19 protein-coding genes and 1 pseudogene are annotated in these 16,759 nt (G+C 67.5%); 13 read left to right on the forward strand and 7 right to left on the reverse strand.

The genetic code is table 11. From position 1 onward, the window contains the following. The first annotated feature begins 131 nt into the window (after positions 1 to 131). From ACVWYS_RS07735 to ACVWYS_RS07780, 10 genes are all read left to right on the forward strand, one after another. The gene (locus ACVWYS_RS07735) at positions 132 to 452 is read left to right on the forward strand and encodes a hypothetical protein (protein ID WP_344367589.1); all 321 of its coding nucleotides are present in this window, start codon (positions 132 to 134) and stop codon (positions 450 to 452) included. Beyond that, positions 449 to 1,375 (forward strand): hypothetical protein, encoded by a 927-nt coding sequence (locus tag ACVWYS_RS07740; protein ID WP_456508921.1) that lies wholly within the window; start codon positions 449 to 451, stop codon positions 1,373 to 1,375. The genes ACVWYS_RS07735 and ACVWYS_RS07740 overlap by 4 nt, the downstream gene beginning before the upstream one ends. A 64-nt stretch (positions 1,376 to 1,439) precedes the next feature. Next, entirely contained in the window at positions 1,440 to 2,690 is a 1,251-nt protein-coding gene (locus ACVWYS_RS07745) for a V-type ATPase 116kDa subunit family protein (protein ID WP_456509577.1), read from the forward strand. Further along, positions 2,687 to 3,127: an ATP synthase subunit C gene (locus ACVWYS_RS07750; protein ID WP_456508923.1), complete on the forward strand. Its 441-nt coding sequence runs from the start codon at positions 2,687 to 2,689 to the stop codon at positions 3,125 to 3,127. Before ACVWYS_RS07745 ends, ACVWYS_RS07750 begins: the two co-directional genes overlap by 4 nt. An 18-nt stretch (positions 3,128 to 3,145) precedes the next feature. Continuing rightward, positions 3,146 to 3,370, forward strand: coding sequence for a V-type ATP synthase subunit F (locus ACVWYS_RS07755; protein ID WP_344367593.1), 225 nt, complete (start codon positions 3,146 to 3,148; stop codon positions 3,368 to 3,370). Continuing rightward, the gene (locus ACVWYS_RS07760) at positions 3,367 to 3,888 is read left to right on the forward strand and encodes a hypothetical protein (protein WP_456508924.1); all 522 of its coding nucleotides are present in this window, start codon (positions 3,367 to 3,369) and stop codon (positions 3,886 to 3,888) included. Before ACVWYS_RS07755 ends, ACVWYS_RS07760 begins: the two co-directional genes overlap by 4 nt. Then, positions 3,876 to 5,624, forward strand: a complete 1,749-nt coding sequence (locus tag ACVWYS_RS07765; RefSeq protein ID WP_456508925.1) for a V-type ATP synthase subunit A — start codon at positions 3,876 to 3,878, stop codon at positions 5,622 to 5,624. The genes ACVWYS_RS07760 and ACVWYS_RS07765 overlap by 13 nt, the downstream gene beginning before the upstream one ends. Then, positions 5,621 to 7,066: a V-type ATP synthase subunit B gene (locus tag ACVWYS_RS07770; protein WP_456508926.1), complete on the forward strand. Its 1,446-nt coding sequence runs from the start codon at positions 5,621 to 5,623 to the stop codon at positions 7,064 to 7,066. Before ACVWYS_RS07765 ends, ACVWYS_RS07770 begins: the two co-directional genes overlap by 4 nt. After that, positions 7,063 to 7,719, forward strand: coding sequence for a V-type ATP synthase subunit D (locus ACVWYS_RS07775; RefSeq protein ID WP_456508927.1), 657 nt, complete (start codon positions 7,063 to 7,065; stop codon positions 7,717 to 7,719). Before ACVWYS_RS07770 ends, ACVWYS_RS07775 begins: the two co-directional genes overlap by 4 nt. Beyond that, a complete protein-coding gene (locus tag ACVWYS_RS07780; protein ID WP_456508928.1) occupies positions 7,716 to 8,150 on the forward strand; it encodes a universal stress protein in 435 nt (144 codons plus the stop codon). Before ACVWYS_RS07775 ends, ACVWYS_RS07780 begins: the two co-directional genes overlap by 4 nt. Before the next feature lie 60 nt (positions 8,151 to 8,210). Here the strand turns inward: ACVWYS_RS07780 and ACVWYS_RS07785 are convergent, their stop codons facing one another. Genes ACVWYS_RS07785 through ACVWYS_RS07795 form a run of 3 tightly spaced genes read right to left on the reverse strand, consistent with a single transcriptional unit; the run spans position 8,211 to position 11,369 of the window. After that, positions 8,211 to 9,311 (reverse strand): ABC transporter permease, encoded by a 1,101-nt coding sequence (locus tag ACVWYS_RS07785; protein WP_456508929.1) that lies wholly within the window; start codon positions 9,309 to 9,311, stop codon positions 8,211 to 8,213. 13 nt (positions 9,312 to 9,324) lie between these two features. Continuing rightward, a complete protein-coding gene (locus ACVWYS_RS07790; RefSeq protein WP_456508930.1) occupies positions 9,325 to 10,434 on the reverse strand; it encodes an ABC transporter permease in 1,110 nt (369 codons plus the stop codon). Further along, the gene (locus ACVWYS_RS07795) at positions 10,431 to 11,369 is read right to left on the reverse strand and encodes an ABC transporter ATP-binding protein (RefSeq protein WP_344367609.1); all 939 of its coding nucleotides are present in this window, start codon (positions 11,367 to 11,369) and stop codon (positions 10,431 to 10,433) included. Before ACVWYS_RS07795 ends, ACVWYS_RS07790 begins: the two co-directional genes overlap by 4 nt. A gap of 224 nt (positions 11,370 to 11,593) precedes the next feature. Here ACVWYS_RS07795 and ACVWYS_RS07800 point away from each other — a divergent pair, with 224 nt between their 5' ends. The 3 genes from ACVWYS_RS07800 to ACVWYS_RS07810 are packed head-to-tail and all read left to right on the forward strand — an operon-like array spanning position 11,594 to position 14,016. Beyond that, the gene (locus ACVWYS_RS07800; RefSeq protein WP_456508931.1) at positions 11,594 to 12,658 is read left to right on the forward strand and encodes a hypothetical protein; all 1,065 of its coding nucleotides are present in this window, start codon (positions 11,594 to 11,596) and stop codon (positions 12,656 to 12,658) included. A gap of 18 nt (positions 12,659 to 12,676) precedes the next feature. After that, the gene (locus ACVWYS_RS07805; RefSeq protein WP_456509159.1) at positions 12,677 to 13,216 is read left to right on the forward strand and encodes a methyltransferase family protein; all 540 of its coding nucleotides are present in this window, start codon (positions 12,677 to 12,679) and stop codon (positions 13,214 to 13,216) included. A gap of 11 nt (positions 13,217 to 13,227) precedes the next feature. Beyond that, positions 13,228 to 14,016, forward strand: a complete 789-nt coding sequence (locus tag ACVWYS_RS07810) for a GNAT family N-acetyltransferase (RefSeq protein WP_456509578.1) — start codon at positions 13,228 to 13,230, stop codon at positions 14,014 to 14,016. Between the two features lie 26 nt (positions 14,017 to 14,042). Here the strand turns inward: ACVWYS_RS07810 and ACVWYS_RS07815 are convergent, their stop codons facing one another. The 4 genes and pseudogenes from ACVWYS_RS07815 to ACVWYS_RS07830 all read right to left on the reverse strand — a co-directional run bounded on the left by ACVWYS_RS07815 (position 14,043) and on the right by ACVWYS_RS07830 (position 16,741). After that, complete coding sequence (locus ACVWYS_RS07815; protein ID WP_456508933.1) at positions 14,043 to 14,657, reverse strand: hypothetical protein; 615 nt, start codon at positions 14,655 to 14,657, stop codon at positions 14,043 to 14,045. Positions 14,658 to 14,688: 31 nt separating this feature from the next. Continuing rightward, the gene (locus tag ACVWYS_RS07820; protein WP_456508934.1) at positions 14,689 to 15,180 is read right to left on the reverse strand and encodes a hypothetical protein; all 492 of its coding nucleotides are present in this window, start codon (positions 15,178 to 15,180) and stop codon (positions 14,689 to 14,691) included. Positions 15,181 to 15,618: 438 nt separating this feature from the next. Then, positions 15,619 to 16,307, reverse strand: a pseudogene (locus ACVWYS_RS07825) (pyridoxal-phosphate dependent enzyme). A 92-nt stretch (positions 16,308 to 16,399) separates the two neighbouring features. Continuing rightward, positions 16,400 to 16,741, reverse strand: coding sequence for an Hpt domain-containing protein (locus ACVWYS_RS07830; protein WP_456508935.1), 342 nt, complete (start codon positions 16,739 to 16,741; stop codon positions 16,400 to 16,402). Positions 16,742 to 16,759: the final 18 nt, after the last annotated feature.

Genomic DNA, 16,759 nt, shown 5'->3' on the forward strand with positions numbered 1-16,759 from the left:
AATTCCCGGGAGACGAGATGGCGCGATTGAGTATTCTGGACCGTTTCAGGCCTGTAGGTACCCCGGGAGCTGCCGGGCCGGCCGGGGTGCCGGCTGCAGACGACCAGGGGCGGGCTGCAGAACTGGCACCAGTGTTCGCTGCACTCGCCGGCGACGTAGCAGCATGCGAGTCGCTCGTTGCGGAGGCACGCCTGAGCGCGGAAGGAGAGGTGGCCCGGGCCCGCGCCGAAGCGGCAGCAATCGTGGCCCGGGCCCGGCTTGACGCCGAGGCGGCACGCGTCAGGGCCGCCGTCCGGATCGAACAGGATGCATCGGAGCGGGACGCGCAGCTGCTGGAACAGGCACGCCAAGAGGCTGCAACACTGGAAAAGACCGGCCTGGCGCGCATTCCCGCCGTCGTCGGAGAGGTCATCGACAACCTGCTGGCTCCACAGAGCGCCGAGCAGTCATGAAAGCCGACTGGGTCGCGGCCTCTGTGCGTGCCCGGTCCATGGCGCAGCGGCGCGCCGGTGCCGGGGCCAGCCGGGCGATGGCCACCCAGCCGACGCTGGACAGTGCCGTGGCCCTCCTGCGGGAATCGAGCTACGGGCAACGACTGGCCGGGGCCCGCGGGCTCGCGGCCGCTGAACGGGCCGTCCAGGAAACCGTCCTGTGGCAACTGAGGGTGCTGGCGGGCTGGCTTCCGGCGTCGGGCACGGCGCTCGCGCGGACTGCTGCCGGGATTTATGAAATCGAAAACATTGCGGCCCTAGCGCATCACCTTGCCGGCGGAGGACCCACCCCGGAGTTCTACGCTCTTGGGGCGCTCGCCACCGCGTGGCCCAGGCTGCGGACGGCGGGCTCGGCCGAAGAACTCGCCGCCATCGTGCGCGCCAGCGCCTGGGGTGACGTCGGCACCGCCGGGCCGGGCCCGATGCGGGATGCGCTGACCGTCGCATGGGCGCGAAGGCTGGCCGCCTCGGCAGCCGCGGCGCGGCCGTGGTGCGGCGCGGCGTGTGTACTCGTGGCCGCCAGGATCGTGCTGGTCGACGGCGCCGCTCCCGCCGCGCAGGTTCTGCACCTGTTGCGTCCAGTCCTTGGCAGTTCCTGGGAAACCGCTAGCGACATCGAAGGGTTCACCGCCGCCCTTCCACACTCTCTTCAGGGCGTGGTGCTTGGCGTTGCGTCCCCAAAGGACCTCTGGCGTGCTGAGGCCCGGGCGTATGCCGCGGCGGAGAACGATGGATTCCGTCTACTCCGGGGTTCGATGCCCGGGCCGGACGTTGTACTGGGCGCCATCGCGGTTCTGGCCATGGATGCCTGGCGTGTCCGGGCGGCCCTGGCGGCGGCTGCCTCCGGCGCGGGGTCAAGCGAGGTGCTCGATGCCGCGGCGTGAATCTCTGGCTCCCGTCCGGATGGAACGGGTGGCCCTCGTGGTCCCCGAGCAGGATCGCCGGCGCATGCTCGCAGAAGTGGCCCGCAGCGCCGTCGTCGAACTTGACCTGCCCTACGCGCCTGGCCGCGGCGCCGAGGAACTGGACAAGGCGGTGGCCGCCGCCATCGTCTCCGGGCCTGCCGCGGCGCTGGCGGGCTGGGCACCACGGCGCGAAATTCCCGCACTGACGGCCAGGCTTGCCCCGCTCGGGGCCGCCGTTGTCCCGCTGCCGCGGCCGAAGTGGATCCAGCCACCCACGCTGCTTGGCGGACAGGCGCGCAGCGGAGTGTCCCGGACACTCGTCGATACCTATGGAACCGTTCCCTACGCGGATCTGGATCCCACATGGGCCGCCGGCGTGGCCTACGTGCTGATGTTCGGGATGATGTTCGGCGATGTGGGACACGGCGCGATCCTGCTGGGCATGGGACTCTTCCTCCGCACGGGCCGGAGCAAAAGACTGGCCAAACTGCACAAGACCTGGCCGTTCGTGAGCGCGGCCGGGTTGGCCGCGATGTTCTTCGGCGCGCTGTACGGGGAGGCCTTTGGTCCCACCGGCCTGGTGCCGGTCCTGTGGCTGCAACCCCTGGAGGACCCGGTGCAGTTCCTGATCGCCGGCCTGTGGGTGGGAGCGTTGCTGCTTGCCGGCTCCTACGCCGTCGGCACCATCAACCGTGTCAGGGAGGGCGGCTGGGCCTACGCCCTGTACGCCCGCTCGGGCGTCGCCGGCTCCCTTCTATTCCTTGCTCTGGGGCTCCTCGTCTGGGGACTCGCGACGGGCACCGGGTCCCTGACGGCTGCCGCGGCGGTCATCGGTCTCGGCGCACTCATCTTCATCTACATCGGACTCTTCGTAGAAGCCGGGGGCGGGGCCACCGCCGTCTTCCAGGCATTCGTCGAGCTTGTGGACACTGTGATCCGTCTGGGATCGAACCTGGTCTCCTTTGCCCGACTCGCTGCTTTCGGGTTGACGCACGCAGCGTTGTTGACGGTGGTCTGGAACGGGACGACGGCGTTGTGGGGACCGGATTGGCGCGCTGCCGCCGCCATCCTGGTGTTCGTCGTCGGAAATGCCGTGACGTTCGCACTTGAAGCGCTGGTGGCGGGAATCCAGGCCCTGCGCCTCGAATACTACGAACTCTTTTCCCGCGTCTTCCAGGCCGAGGGGCGCCCGTTCAGGCCGTGGTCGCCGGAACTGACCTCCACCGCCGGGGATCCGGACGCCACCGCTTCGGTCCTCCCGTCCGGCACACCGGCTGAAAGGCAATCACCGTGAACCTCTGGTTCGGCGCCATCCCTGTCTTCGTTATCGCCGCAACAGGCGCCGTCCTCCTCGTCAAACGCTGGCGAAAATCGGCATTCAAGGTGCTGGCGGCGCTCAACGTCGCCGTGATGGGAGGGGCCCTGGCCCTTCTGGCCGGCGCGTTAAGTGCAGGCCCGGCTGCCGCAACAGGCCAGGTGCCTGCCCTTGCCGCTGCGGCCGCTGACACGACTACGGGCGCCGGCGGATCGGCCCTGATCGCTGCGGCCATCGCCGTGGCCGGCTCATCGATCGGGGCGGCATTTGCCGTGGCCTACACCGGATCGGCGGCACTGGCCGCAATGAGTGAACGCCCGGAAATCTTCGGCCGGGCCATGGTTGTTGTCGGGCTCGCGGAAGGAATCGCCATCTATGGCCTCATCATCGCCATCATCCTTATCGGCAAGGCATGAGCGCGGAGAGCTGGAACGATGCCAGGAACCATTGCCGCGATTGGTGAACCGGCGTTGCTGGACGGTTTCCGGCTCGCCGGCGTCGTCATCTTCACCGGTTCCACGGATGAGGAAATCCGCCGCGCGTGGACCGCACTGCCCCCGGACACGGCCATCGTCATCCTCACGCCCCGTTCTGCACGCGCGCTGGAGCCGGCCCTGACCGATCCCCGCTCGCCTATGACCGTGGTGCTTCCCTCATGAGCGGGCTGTCACCGGAAGCAGACGCCACATTGGAGCCGGTGCGGCGGGCACTGCGCTCGGCGGCCGAACAGCAGGCCGCTGAGCTCAAAGACGAGGCAAGCCGGCAAGCCGGTGCCCTGCTGGATGCTGCACGGGCCGAAGCGGCGGCGATCCTCGCCGCAGCAGTGAAGGAGGGCGAAGACGCGGCCCGCTCCGAGGCCGCACTGCGCTCAGCGCGGGCCCGCCGCCAGGCCCACGAGCTGGTCCTGGCACAGCGCAGTTCCCTACGGCTGGAACTGCACCGCCAGGTGCGGGAGGCTGCGGCCGGACTCACGTCAGACCCGCGCTACCCGGAACTGGTGGCACGGCTGGCGGGACTGTGCCGGCAACTGCTGGGCCCTGATGCCCTCGTGTCAGAGAGCCTCGAGGGCGGCGTCTTCGCCGAGGCCGGTCCGCGCCGCCTGGACCTTTCGCTGCCTGTACTGGCCGAGATGACCCTGGACGCCATGCCCGCGGCGCGTGAGCTGTGGACCCCGTAACGTCCCGGCGGGTCGGCACCGTGGTGCGTGTCAGCGGACCTCTGGTGGAGATCGAGGGGGTGGAAGGACTGTCCATGCTGGAGTTGATCGCCGTCGGTCCCCGGCGCATCAGCGCCGAAGCTGTCGCCATTGCAGGGAACCGGGCAACCCTGCAGGCCTATGAATATACCGGCGGCTTGAAAGCCGGCGATGTTGCCGTCCCCACGGGTGATGAACTCGCGGGCCTCTTGGGGCCGGGACTGTTGGGACACGTGTTCGACGGGCTGATGCGCCCGTTGTCGTCTGCGCCGATGTGGCTGACCCCGGAGCGGTCCGGATCCGCGGAAGACCCCGCGGTTTTGGCCCGCGATTGGACCTTTCAACCGGCGGCGGTGCCCGGCACCACTGTCTCTGCCGGCCAAGTCCTGGGCACGGTCCCCAATTCCGGGGCGATGGAACACCGGGTCCTGGTGCCGGCGGGTGTGTCCGGCGAGCTTAGCTGGCTGGCCCAGGAGAGTCGGGTCCACGTCCTCGACACTGTGGCCGTGATCGGCGGCCGCGAGGTGGCGCTGGCCGAACGCTGTCCCGTGCGCCGGCCGCGTCCTTTCCAGTCCAGGGACTCCGGCACGGTGCCACTGCATACCGGCCAGCGGGTCCTGGATCTGATATTTCCGGTGGCGCGCGGGGCCGCGGCAGCGGTGCCGGGCGGCTTCGGTACAGGGAAGACACTGCTGCTGCAGCAAATCGCCAAGTGGAGCGACGCCGACGTGATTGTCTATGTGGGCTGCGGGGAACGGGGAAACGAGATGGCTGATGTCCTTGACGGGCTCTCCCAGCTCGAGGACGGGCGGACCGGCGGGAAGCTGATCGAACGCACCGTCATTATCGCCAACACTTCCAACATGCCGATGATGGCGCGAGAGGCGAGCATCTTCACCGGGATCACGGTCGCCGAGTACTACCGGGACATGGGGTACGACGTCGTCGTAATCGCGGACTCGACCTCCCGGTGGGCCGAAGCTCTGCGTGAATTCGCCAACCGCAACGGCGACCTTCCTGCCGAAGAGGGCTACCCGGCGAATCTTGCATCCGAACTTGCCTCCTTCTACGAGCGGGCCGGCCGCGTGACAACGCTGGGAGGGATGACTGCCTCCGTCACTGTGATCGGGGCCGTTTCGCCGCCCGGCGGCGACATGACGGAACCCGTAACCACGGACTCCCAGCGCTTCGTCCGCTCCCTGTGGACGCTGGACAGGGACCTCGCCTATTCCCGGCATTATCCGGCGGTGAGCTGGACAGGCTCGTTCGCCCGCGACGCGGAAGCACTCGGCAGCTGGCATGCGGCCAACGGGGATCCGGGCTGGGCCGAGCGCCGGGCCCGGGCCGCCGCCCTGCTGGCGGAGTCAGACCGATTGGCCGAACTGGCGGAGATCATCGGGACGTCGTCGCTGCCGGGCCACGAACGGATGGTGCTGCTCGGCGGGCGCCTGCTGCGCGATGGCGTGCTGATGCAGAACGCGCTCAGCGTCAACGATGGTTTCTGTTCGGCGGACAAGGGCGCCGCTCTGCTGGATCTTGTGCTCGACGTCGTTGATTCCTGCCAGAGACTTGTGGAAGGGGGCGTGGCAGCCACCACGATCGAACAAGCCGATCTCGGTCGGGTGCTTCGCGCCCGTGAGGAAACGGGTCCGTCGGACGCGGCAGCTGTCCAAGCCCTCGGCGGCGAGGTGCTCAAGGCATTGGAGGCCCTGCAATGAATGACGCAACAGCCTCGGCATCCGGCGGTGCCGGGTCCGTGCCGTTGTCGGCAGGCTTCGCCGCGCAGATCTCCTACGGAGATGTGCGGGAGCTCCGCGGGCCGCTGCTCATTGCGGGCGCGGTTGACGGCGTTGGCTGGGATGAATTTGCCACCATCGACATGGACGGCGGCGAGCGGCGCCATGGCCTCGTCCTCGAAGTGGACCAGGACCTCGCGACGTTGCAGGTCCTCGAAAGCACCGACGGCATGTCGCTGGGAGGAATCCGGATCCGCTTCGAGGGCCGTCCCCTTCACGTCCAGGTGGGAACGGAGTGGCTCGGCAGAGTTTGCAATGGACGTGGGGAACCGCTCGACGGCGGACCGCCCGTGACGGGCACGGCAAGCCTGCCGGTCAGCGGTTGGCCGCTGAACCCGGTCTACCGGCGGCCCCCGCAGGAACCGGTCCTGACCGGCATCTCGGTCATCGACGCCTTGACCACGCTGGTCAGGGGACAGAAACTCCCCATCTTCTCCGTTCCGGGTCTGCCACACCTGACGCTGGCGACTCAGATCGCGGCACAGGCGACGTCAGGCGGCCACTCATTCCGGGTGGTGTTCGCCGCCATGGGGCTGACGCACGCGGATATCGCGTATGTGCGTGACCGTCTTGAAGAACGCTCCGCCGGGAAGGAGTTGGTGCTCCTGCTCAACGCTGCCGACGATCCCGTCATTGAACGGATCCTCACGCCGCGGATCGCGCTGACGATTGCCGAACAACTCGCCTACACCGAGGGCCACGACGTTCTGGTGATCATGTCGGACATGACCAGTTATGCCGAAGCGGTCCGGGAAGTGTCTGCGGCGCGGCGGGAGATCCCGGCCCGGCGGGGCTACCCCGGTTACCTCTATAGCGATCTCGCCACCCTCTACGAGCGGTGCGGGCGGGTCAAGGACCACGATGGTTCCGTCACCATCGTTCCGGTGCTGACGATGCCGGCCGGCGACATCACCCATCCGGTACCGGACCTGACCGGCTACATCACGGAGGGGCAGATTGTCCTTGCGCCCGACATTGCGGCACGCGGCATATACCCGCCGGTGGACGTCCTGTCCTCGCTGTCCCGCCTCATGCGCAGCGGCGCGGGCAAAGACCGGACCCGCGAGGACCACCTTGACGTGGCCGCCCAGGTTCTTGCTGCCATGGCGCGCGCGCGGCAGGCGGCGGAACTGGCGGAACTAGTGGGTGCGGCGGCGCTGAGCGAAACCGACCGCAGCTACATCCACTACCGGGAATTGGTGGAAACGGGCCTCTTCAACCAGGGGCGCGACGAAATCAGGTCCCTGGACGACACCCTGGGCAGGGCATGGGCGGCGCTGGGTGCGCTGCCGGAACAGGAGCTGACCATGGTTTCGACCGCGCTCCTGGAACGGTATCTTCCCCATCGGGAAGGCCGGCCATGACCAGCACGGGCCGGGCAGGCAAGGTCCGGGTGGAGCGCCGGCTGATGACAGCCCGCCACGGCGCGCGCCTGCTGGACCGGAAGCAGCACATCCTGGCGGACGAGCTGGAACGGTTCCAACTTCGCATGGAACTGAGCCGGGCGGAGTGGGAGGAGTTGGCCAAGGAAGCGGCGCTCTGGCTGCGTCGGGCTGCCGCCCTGGACGGCAGCAGGCGGGTTGAGGCAGCGGCTCCGCTGGAGCCCGCCTGGGTCAGCGTGCCGTGGGGAAGCGCCATGGGTGTGCTGTATCCGGAGGACCCCGAGTGCCGGCTCCCGGCGGCGCCACACGCGGGGGGAAGCTCGGCCTTGTCCTACGCGGCCGCCGTTCATCGCAGGGCTCTCGAGGCCGGGGTGCGCTACGCCGCGGTGCAGCGTGCGGAACTGCTGCTGGCTGCCGAACTCGCGGCGACCCGGACCCGGCAGCGGGCGGTTGAAAACCGCTGGATTCCCAGACTGGAAGACGAACTGCAGAGCATCCGGCGGCAGCTTGACGCGCAGGAACTTGAAGAGAGCCTGCGCCTGCGCTGGGCGGCTGACCGGAACTCAGGAAACACGGGAACCACAGGAAACTCAGCAATCCTGGCGCAGGATCCCGACACGAGGGGGACCCGATGAGCGATGTGATCTTGGTGGCAGTCAATGACTCCCGGGCAGCTTTCCGGGCAGCGGAAGTGGCCGTCGAGTATGCGCGCCGGTTGGGCGCGAGCCTGCGGGTCGTGACGGTCAGGGACCCGGGGGCGCTTGATAGACATCCCGGTGCCATCGACCCAGCCGTCTTGGCCAGACATGCGGATCTGGCAGCCGAGGCCGCGCTCCGCCATGTGGCCGCGCTGGGGGCGGCGGCAGGAGTGCCGGTGTCTCTTAGCCGTCGCTCTGGCCGGGTTGCGGCCGAAATCCTGGCCGAGGCCCGCGAAGCCAAGGCGGCCCTGATCGTAGTGGCGTTGGTGGATCGTCCCGGCAGTGCAACCCGCTACATCGGCAGCCACACCCTGCGTGTTCTGGAGTTCTCCGGCGTTCCTGTGATGGTGGTGCCCCTGGGGGAGTGATCTCGAGTACCGAGGTTCCTGTCCCCGACGTTCGGGACCAAGCCTTCCTCCGGTGCGGCCCTATGAGGCCTCAAGCCGCCGGCGGAGTGACATGATGCCCAAGACCAGGCCGCCTGCGGCCGTCAGCAGCAGCACCGCCATGTCCCTGCCAAGGTTGTCGGTCGACTGGTAGAAGATCGCGGCCTCCAGCGCATCCACCCCATAAAACGTGGGCGTGAAGTGCGCTATGGTCTGAATCCAGCCGGGCAGGAATGCCGCGACGCTGATTCCGCCGCTTAGGAAGAAGAGGTAGATCGCCACGTTGATCCCGGCCGCCGATACCGGGGCAAACCGGCGGAAGGTGGCTCCAAGGGCGGCCCCGACCCCGGCCGCCGCGAGTGCGATCAGCCCGATCACGGCCAGCGCCGGCAGCCAGTACCAGCCCGCCGGCCGCAGGAAGCCCGAGACCGCCGACAGGACCAGCACCAGCGCTGCCACCAGCATGGTGGTCACCCAGCACCCTAGGATCTTCCCGGCGATCAGGGCCCCACGGCCGATCGGTGCAAGCAGCAGCGCCTTGATGGTCAGGTCCTCGAATTCCCGGGCGGTGGCCAGCCCGCCGTTGACGACACCCATGAGCGTCAGCAGCAGCACGAGGATGGGCACCAGTTCGAACTGTACGAGGTCAACGTCATGCGGCCTCAGATCCGACTCGGCGACGCCGACCATGACGGGGTTGTCCGGCTCGCCCGCGTAAAAGCGCGTGATCGCCGTCGGCAGCGATCGCCGGAGGTCGTTGGTGAAGTCCAGGTTCAGATTGTTGATCCGGATCTGTACCGGGTCCGGCCGGTGCATCCGGTAGTCGTCGTCGAAGGAGGCTGGGATGGTGATCACGGCGGCCACCTGAAGGGTATCGAGCAAATGCGCCGCCTCATCCGGAGTTGCGGCTTGGACGCGGAACGCGTCGGAGTCATTGAGGATCGAGACCAGGCGCTGAGCCTGCGGGCCGGTGTCCTCGGCCACCACTGCCACCGGATTGCGGCCGGTTGCCCCCGCCACGACGAAGATGATCAGCAAGAAGGCGATCGGCGGCAGCAGGCTGACCGCGATTGCCGAGGGTGTGCGCACCCACGTCACGATGTCTTTGGCCGCGATGGCAAGGACTGCCCGCAGGGCTCCCATCAGTGCGATCCCATCAGTGCCCCACCCCCCGGCGGCCGAAAACCAATGCGGTGAGCGCCACCGTGAGAAGGGTGAACCCGGCCAGGACCATCGTGTCGACGGTCAGGTCCTGGGTGGCCGTCTGGAAACCGTGGAAGGCGTGCTGGAACGCGGCGATCGCATAGGTGAGCGGGGACACGGCCGCGATGGCTCCGGGAACTTCACCCAGCCAGTTCGCCGGTCCGAACGGACCGCTCAGAAAGAACAGCGGCAGGACGCAGGCGATGGAGAGCGGGATCGCCTGCTGGCGCCGGCGGACCAGCGTCCCGACCAGCACACCGAGGGCAAGAAAGGCTGCGATCATCAAAAGGCCAAACCCGAGTACCTCCAGGGGATGGAGGGGCTGCACCCCGATCACCAGGATGACGACGCCCAGCACCAGAATGGCCGACGCTGCAGTGAGCGCGGCTGCGCCAAGAATTTTTCCGAGCCCGATCGCAAGCCGGCTAACCGGGGCCAGTGCCAGTTCCTTGATGGTTCCCAGTTCGTAGTCCCGCGCGGCGTTGACGCTGCCCTGCAACAGCGCGGCGAGCATCAGCCCGGCCACCACGATGCTGACGGCCAGGTAGGGGATGTAGCCGGTGTCGTGCTCCTGGACGTCGGACTCGACCGCCCTCACGACGACCTGTTCAGGGAACGCGCTGGCGTAGAAGGATGTTATGGACAGCGGCACCGCCCGCCGGATGTCGTTGGTGAAGTCGACGTTGAGGTTGTTGAGCTCGACCGGGATGTCCACCCGTCGTCCAGCGTTGAGCGCGGCATCAAAGTCTTGCGGTACCGTCACGACGGCGACGACGGTTCCCGCGCGGATCTCGCGCTCCGCGTCCGCCGGGGAGGCCGTATGGATGATAAACGACTGAGAGTTGTTCATGGCCTGAACGAATTGCCCGGCCAACGGGCCTTGGGTCTTCATCACCACCGCGATCGGCGCCTGGCCCCCGCTGATGGCGAACAGCAGGAAAAGCAGCAGGAAGTTGATCGGGATGATGATGCCGGCTATCGCGAACAGCGGTTCCCGGAGGGTGAGGCGGATGTCCACCGCCGCGACGGCCCGGACCACACGCAGGTTGTGTCGGAGGCTCATTCCCTGAGCTCCTTGCCTGTCAGGCTCAGGAAGACCTCGTCCAGGCTCGGTTCGCGGCTCTGGATCTCCTCGAGGCTCGTGGATTCGACCACCGCCGTCACCACCTTGCCGGTGACGGCGGCGCCCCCTTCTACAGTGACCTTCAGCCATTCGTCGGCAGCGACAGCGGAAACCACACCGGGCAGGGCACGGACTTTCCGGACGATGTCCTCCGCCGGCACCGGCTGGGTGCGCATTTCCAGGACCGTGTCACCGAAGCTGCGGCGAAGGTTCGACGGCGAGTCCAGCGCCACGAGGCGCCCGCGGTCGATGATGCCCAGCCGGTCACAGAGGACGTTTGCCTCTTCGAGGTAGTTCGTGGTGATGAGCACGGTGGTTCCGCGCTCTTTGAGCTCGAGGATCCGGTCCCAGAGCGCGCGCCGGCTCTGCACATCGACTCCCAGGGCGGGCTCGTCGAAGTAGAGCAACTCGGGCTCGTGGAGCAGTGCCCGGACCAGGGCCAGACGTCGTTTCATGCCGCCGGAGAAGGTGGAGACGCGGCTCTTTCGCCGCTCGTCCAGCTGCGCAAGCTCGAGCAATGACGTGATCCGCTTCTCGAGGCCCTTCCGGGGCACGTCGAAGAGATCGGCGTGAAAGCGGAGGTTGGCTTCCGCCGTGAGCTCCTCGTAGAGGGCGTTCTCTTGCGGCACCGTCCCCAGCGAGCGTCGGATCCTCTGCGGATCCACGAGCATGTCCACGCCAAGGACCGTGACCCCTCCGGAGGTCGGACGGCTCAGGCCGCTGATCATGTTGATGGTGGTTGTCTTGCCGGATCCGTTGGGCCCGAGCAGGCCGAAGATTTCCCCGCGTTCGACCCGCAGACTGAGGTTGTCGATTGCGGTGAAGGAGCCGAATCGTTTGGTGACTTCTGTGAGCTCGATGGCCGTTTCGGTCATGCCCTTACCTCCTTGGGCCACAGGCGCGGTGACCGGCCGGCAGTCTCGTCGGGCGGCCCCACGGCTCCATGATGGGACGGGGCCGATCAAAACACAACCGGTCGCGGTTACGCATCTGGCGTTTGAACCCCGGGAGGTCCACGCTTTAAGGAGTCGGGCTGTAGCCCGACGTCGGGCGGTGCCGGATCGCCGAGGGTGGTCTGCGGAGTGCGAGGAGAACGACCATGGTTGACACGGCATCCCCGGCTCTCAGGACCGGCGTCGGGCGGGACCTGGTCACAGAATTGCTGGGCATCTGGCTCCTCCTGGCGGTCTTCCTGGATGGCTGGGCACACCTCCACGTTCCCGGACTGGAAACGTTCTTCACCCCGTGGCACGCCGCTCTCTATTCCGGCCTCCTTGCCATGGCAGCGTGGACGGCCACCGTGATCTGGAGGAACCGCGAGCCCGGGCAGCCGCTCGCCCGCGCGATACCTGCCGGTTACCGGGGCACGGTGGTTGGAGTTGTCCTTTTCGCCGTCGCCGGCGTTCTGGACCTGGCATGGCATGAAATCCTGGGCATCGAAGTCTCTCTCGATGCGCTGGTAAGCCCCACCCATCTGCTGCTGGGGTTTAGCCTCTTCCTCATTCTCGGTACCGGCGTCCGCAGCGCACGGGCCCGTGGCCGGTCGGGCGCCTTCGAGTGGTCGGCGCCGGCGCTGCTGGCTGTGGCCCTGATGACCGGTTTGGGCGCCTTCTTCCTCATTTACTGCTCGGCCTTTGTCCGGACCGCTCCGGCGGTCCCGTACATCCCGACGCCGATCGGCAGTCCCGGCCACACCCAAGCGGAGATGCCTGCGGCGATCGGCATGGCCAGCTACCTGGTGACCACGGCACTGATCATCGCCCCGTTTCTCTACACCTGGTCGGGAGTCCTGCGGCGACCTCGCGGCATCGCCACCATGCTGGTCGCCGTCGTGGCGTGGCTGCCCCTGGCGATGTCGGGATTCCGCCCGGCAGGTGTCGCCGGAGCGGCAGGTGCCACGCTGGCCGCAGTTGTGGTGGACGTGCTGATCGCCCGAAGGGGCGGCCAATTGACCGGCCGCCGGCTGCCGGCGGTCAGCGCGGTACTGGCGGCTCTGATCTGGACAGGCCAGATGATCGGGATCGCCGTAGTGTCAGGGATTGGATGGCCTGTGTCGATGTGGCTTGGGGCCATTGTGCTGAGTTCGGCAGTGGCTGCCGGTCTGGCCTTCGTCAGCTCCTGGAACACCGGGAGCACGCCAACCCAGGAAGCAACGCACGCTTAGGAGGTTCAAGTGATCAGCATGACGGCATACGGAGAGACGTCGCGGGAGAAGAGGCTCGCAGCCATTGGCACGGCGGTGTTCGCTGTCGCGCCAGCGACGGCGGCCGGGCTCGTTCCGTGGTTGTTGACGCGCTGGAAGGTGAAGCGGCCGGTGCCGGGCGGACTCCCCGCGCAATGCGCCGGCGTCGTGCTCATCGGTGCGGGCGCGGCAGTCATCACAAGTTCGTTTGTCCGGTTCGCCGTCGAGGGACTGGGGACCCCGGCTCCCTTTGCGCCGCCGAAGCATTTGGTGGTCGGCGGCTGGTACCGATACGTGCGCAACCCCATCTACGTCGCCCTCGCCGCCTCGATTACCGGGCAGGGCCTCCTGCTGGGGCAGCCCAAGCTTTTTGCCCTTGCCGCCGTGGATGCCGTCCCCGTGGCCGCATTTGTGGTGTTCCACGAGGAGCCCACGCTGGCACGGACGTTCGGACCTGAATATGAGATCTACCGCGCCAATGTCCCGCGCTGGCTTCCCAGGCTCACTCCCTGGCGGGACGGATCCGCTGTGGCGTTGTAGCGTGGAGGCCAATGACACTTTCGACGCAGCTTCTCATGGCCTATGACCAGCAACTCCGAACAGATGCGGAGACGCCGAGCGCGCTCGCCGTTGAACTACTGGGCCCGTTGCGTCTGGTGACCTTTGCCGGCGGCCGAGGCTTCGTGACCTATCAGGATCTCGGTGGCGCCGCCGCACCCACGATCGCGCGATGGGTGGCCGAGGCACTTGCTTTCTACCGCAGCGATCCAGCCATTGTGCGGGTCGAGTGGAAAACCCGTGGACACGATGATGCGCCCGGACTCCATGACGCGTTGCTCGCCAACGGATTTGAGCCCGATGAAACCGAGTCGATCATGATCGGGCCAGCAAAGGCGTTGACCGCGGACGTGCAACTCCCGCCCGGCGTCAGCCTCCGCCGCGTGAGCGAAGAACAGGACATCCGCGCCATGAGCGCAATGCAGGACGAAGTTTTCGGCGTTTCCGTCTCCAACGGCAACGCCGACGCAATTCTGGCCCGTGCGGCACGCGGCGACGGGATGGAACTCTGGGTGGCCGAACACGAGGGATCGATGGTGAGCGCGGGGCGCCTCGAACCGGTTCCTGGCACGGAATTTGCCGGCATCTGGGGCGGGGCGACACGCGCCGAGTGGCGCGGCCAAGGCATCTACCGGGCCGTTACCGCGGCCCGTGCCCGGGCCGCGCTGGCGAGGGGCAAGACACTCATCCACAGCGATTCAACCGAGTATTCACGCCCTATTCTGGAACGCTACGGTTTGCTCCGGGTGTCAACGACCACCCCGTATCGCTGGCGGCGCTGAAGATCTTGGGGTCCGGCACGGGGCGGTCACCAGAATTTCTGCACACCCGGGGCTGCGTCACGGAGCCGGGCACCTTCGAGGACGATGGAGCACTCCTCTAAGCCGAACTCTCTCCACTGCGCGAGCAGTCGGAGGTCTCCTGCCGGCGGCAACGGCCAGAGCCAGAGCGTGCCTGTGCCGGACAACTCGTCGTCGCCCCCGTTCCCGCCGCCGTTTCTCAGCAGGAGGACCGGGGCCGGCGGCTGCTGGGTGCCGTCGAAGACCCCGTGCGGGTGTGCGCCCGTGCTGGCCTTGGCGCCATCGGGAAAGGCTGCGCCGAACAGGAGCATGGAAGCAGCGCCGGAGCCCCTGCGTGCGCCGGGTCTGCCCCGGAAGAATGCGTCGTTGAGATCCGCCCATTCCTCTTGGGTCTGTTCGCCCCGGCGGATGGTCCAGCACACATCGAACGAACAACCCGTGGAGAAGACATCCACGCTTTTTACAGCCATCACCATCGTCGGGCTCCGGTGCAGAAACTGCCCAACATGGAGCACGGCCGGCAGTTCGGACGGCGGGGCGCCCGCCCAGGCCGGGGGCACATACCGCGTTGCCCGTCCGCGCGGCGGAAGGGGCGGCACCGGGAATTCCTGGAAGAAGGTCATGGGTGATCCTTTCGTTGGCGTGCGCCCCCAGTCACTGCGGCCGGCCCGGGAGCTGGACCGTGATGGGCGGCGTTGTTATGGGACCGCCGCATTCTTCCGAGCCGCCGGTCCTGGTCCATTCCACCGGTGATTGCTGCTGGGCGAGCACCGTGCCGTCCTTGGCGAGCACGCGCGTCGTCACTTCGTGGGGCAATGGGCCGCTGACAGTGAACAACCAGGAATTGAGCGCCGTCCTGGAGGCAACGAAAGGTGCCGGGGACGGCGAAGCGTCACCCGGGAGGCTCGGGCCCGCTGTTTTCGGCGACGCAGCCTGTGCCGGGGCTGCCTCGCGAACGGAGCAGCCCTCCGGAGTGCAGAGCTGAACATCGTTGACGGCGGTGATGTCGCCTTGGAGCCTGACAGTGATGGTGCTGACCCAGCCAACTGCCGGGCAAACGACGTCGGTCATTGCGCAGGCCGACAGTGGCAGGCCGGCAAGCATGAGCACAACGGCAGAGCGAAAGATCCCCCAATTTGACCTCATCGTGCCAGTCTAGACAGACTCCCGGCTGACCGCTCGCCTCCCGCTGCGAGAGTTTCGCCGTCGAAGTCCGCCGGAAGAATTGTCCAGGTCCGCATCGGCGAGATCGCGATGGGGACCGCTGAGACGCCGGGCCGGTTTCGCTGACCGTCCGCCCCCGGTGCTTGAGGAATGCTAAGCCGGCTTGCGTGACAACCGCGCCAACACCTAATCGCCGGAGTCGTCCTCCTGCTTCTTCTTGTCCCGGCCTGAGAAGAGTGCCTCGCACGCGGCCTCCGTCACGGCCTGGAGCAGAGCCCGGATGATCTCCCCAAGAATCCACATGCGGCCACGATAGGGCGAACGGCCTGCTTGGCTAACGAAGCAGGCCTTTCCCGGGAAATACACCGACCGGGCGACGGTCCCACTCGCGTGCATCCGCCCGGTCTTTGCCCGACGCTGTCAGGATGCCGGCGTCGGGATGCGCTCCAGCGTGCACGGATCTGTGTTGGCTCCGCACACGATCACCGCCACGCGTTCGCCGTCCTGGGGCGTGTGGGCCCCGAAGGTGAGCGCAGCGAAGGCCGCGGCCGCGCCGTACTCGGCGGGGATGCGGTACTCGCTCCGACGGCGACGACGATCGTGGCGATGCCGGGCTCATCCTCCAGGATCTCTTCGGCGAGGGTGCCCGCCCCCGCAGCGATCTCGAGCTGGTCGTAGGCATGGCAGAACAGTGCACCGCTGGCTTCCACGCACTCCATTGCAGCCGCATAGGCCTCCGCGTACTCCGCGCCGACCTGGCGGACGGCTGCCCCGTATCCAAGGAGGCGCTCGACCTTGACGCGCGGTGCCGTCTCCGGGACGAACACTGTCGCCGGAACTCCAAGCGCCGCTGCGGCATAGGCATTTGCCAGGCCCGCGTTGCCGCCGGACGCGGCCACCACACCGACGGCGGGGTCAAGTTCCCCTCGCTCCCGGGCGGCGAGAAGACGGTTGAAGGCCCCGCGGGCCTTAAAGACACCGGTGTGCTGCTGAAACTCGCACTTGAACCAGAGCGGGGCGGCGGCGGTGCCTCCGCGGAGCAGGGGCGTGCGCCGCACATAGCCGTTGATGCGCCGCTCGGCCTCGAGCACATCGCTTCGGTTGATCACGGTTTCTTCCTCAAATTGCCTCGCCGATAGGGTCGCTAGAATAACGAGTGCCGCCGGTACGGTTTCAACACTGCCGCCGAGCCGGCCCCGGGTCAGCCGTCAGTGTCCGGAGGCATGTTGGCCAGCACGTCCGTCAAAGCGGGACGGAGGTCTGCCGCGATGCGGGGGAGTGCGTCGGCGTTCGGGATCCGGCCCTCACGGAGTTCCTTCTCGAGGCCTGTGCAGTAGCGCGTCAGCTGCTCTGCTCCAACCATTGCCGAGCTTGTCTTCAGGCTCAGGACGGCATCGAGCGCATGCTCCGGGTCCGCCGTGCCCAGAGCCGTGTGCACCTGCGCCAGGCGGTCCCGGAGCAGGGCGAGGAAATTGGAGGCAAACGTTGCTGCTGCGGTGCGTCCGACGTGATCAACCAGATCCTGGAGTTTCGATTCGTCCACGACCTGTGGCGGGCGTGG

Source organism: Arthrobacter sp. TE12231 (assembly GCF_054062895.1).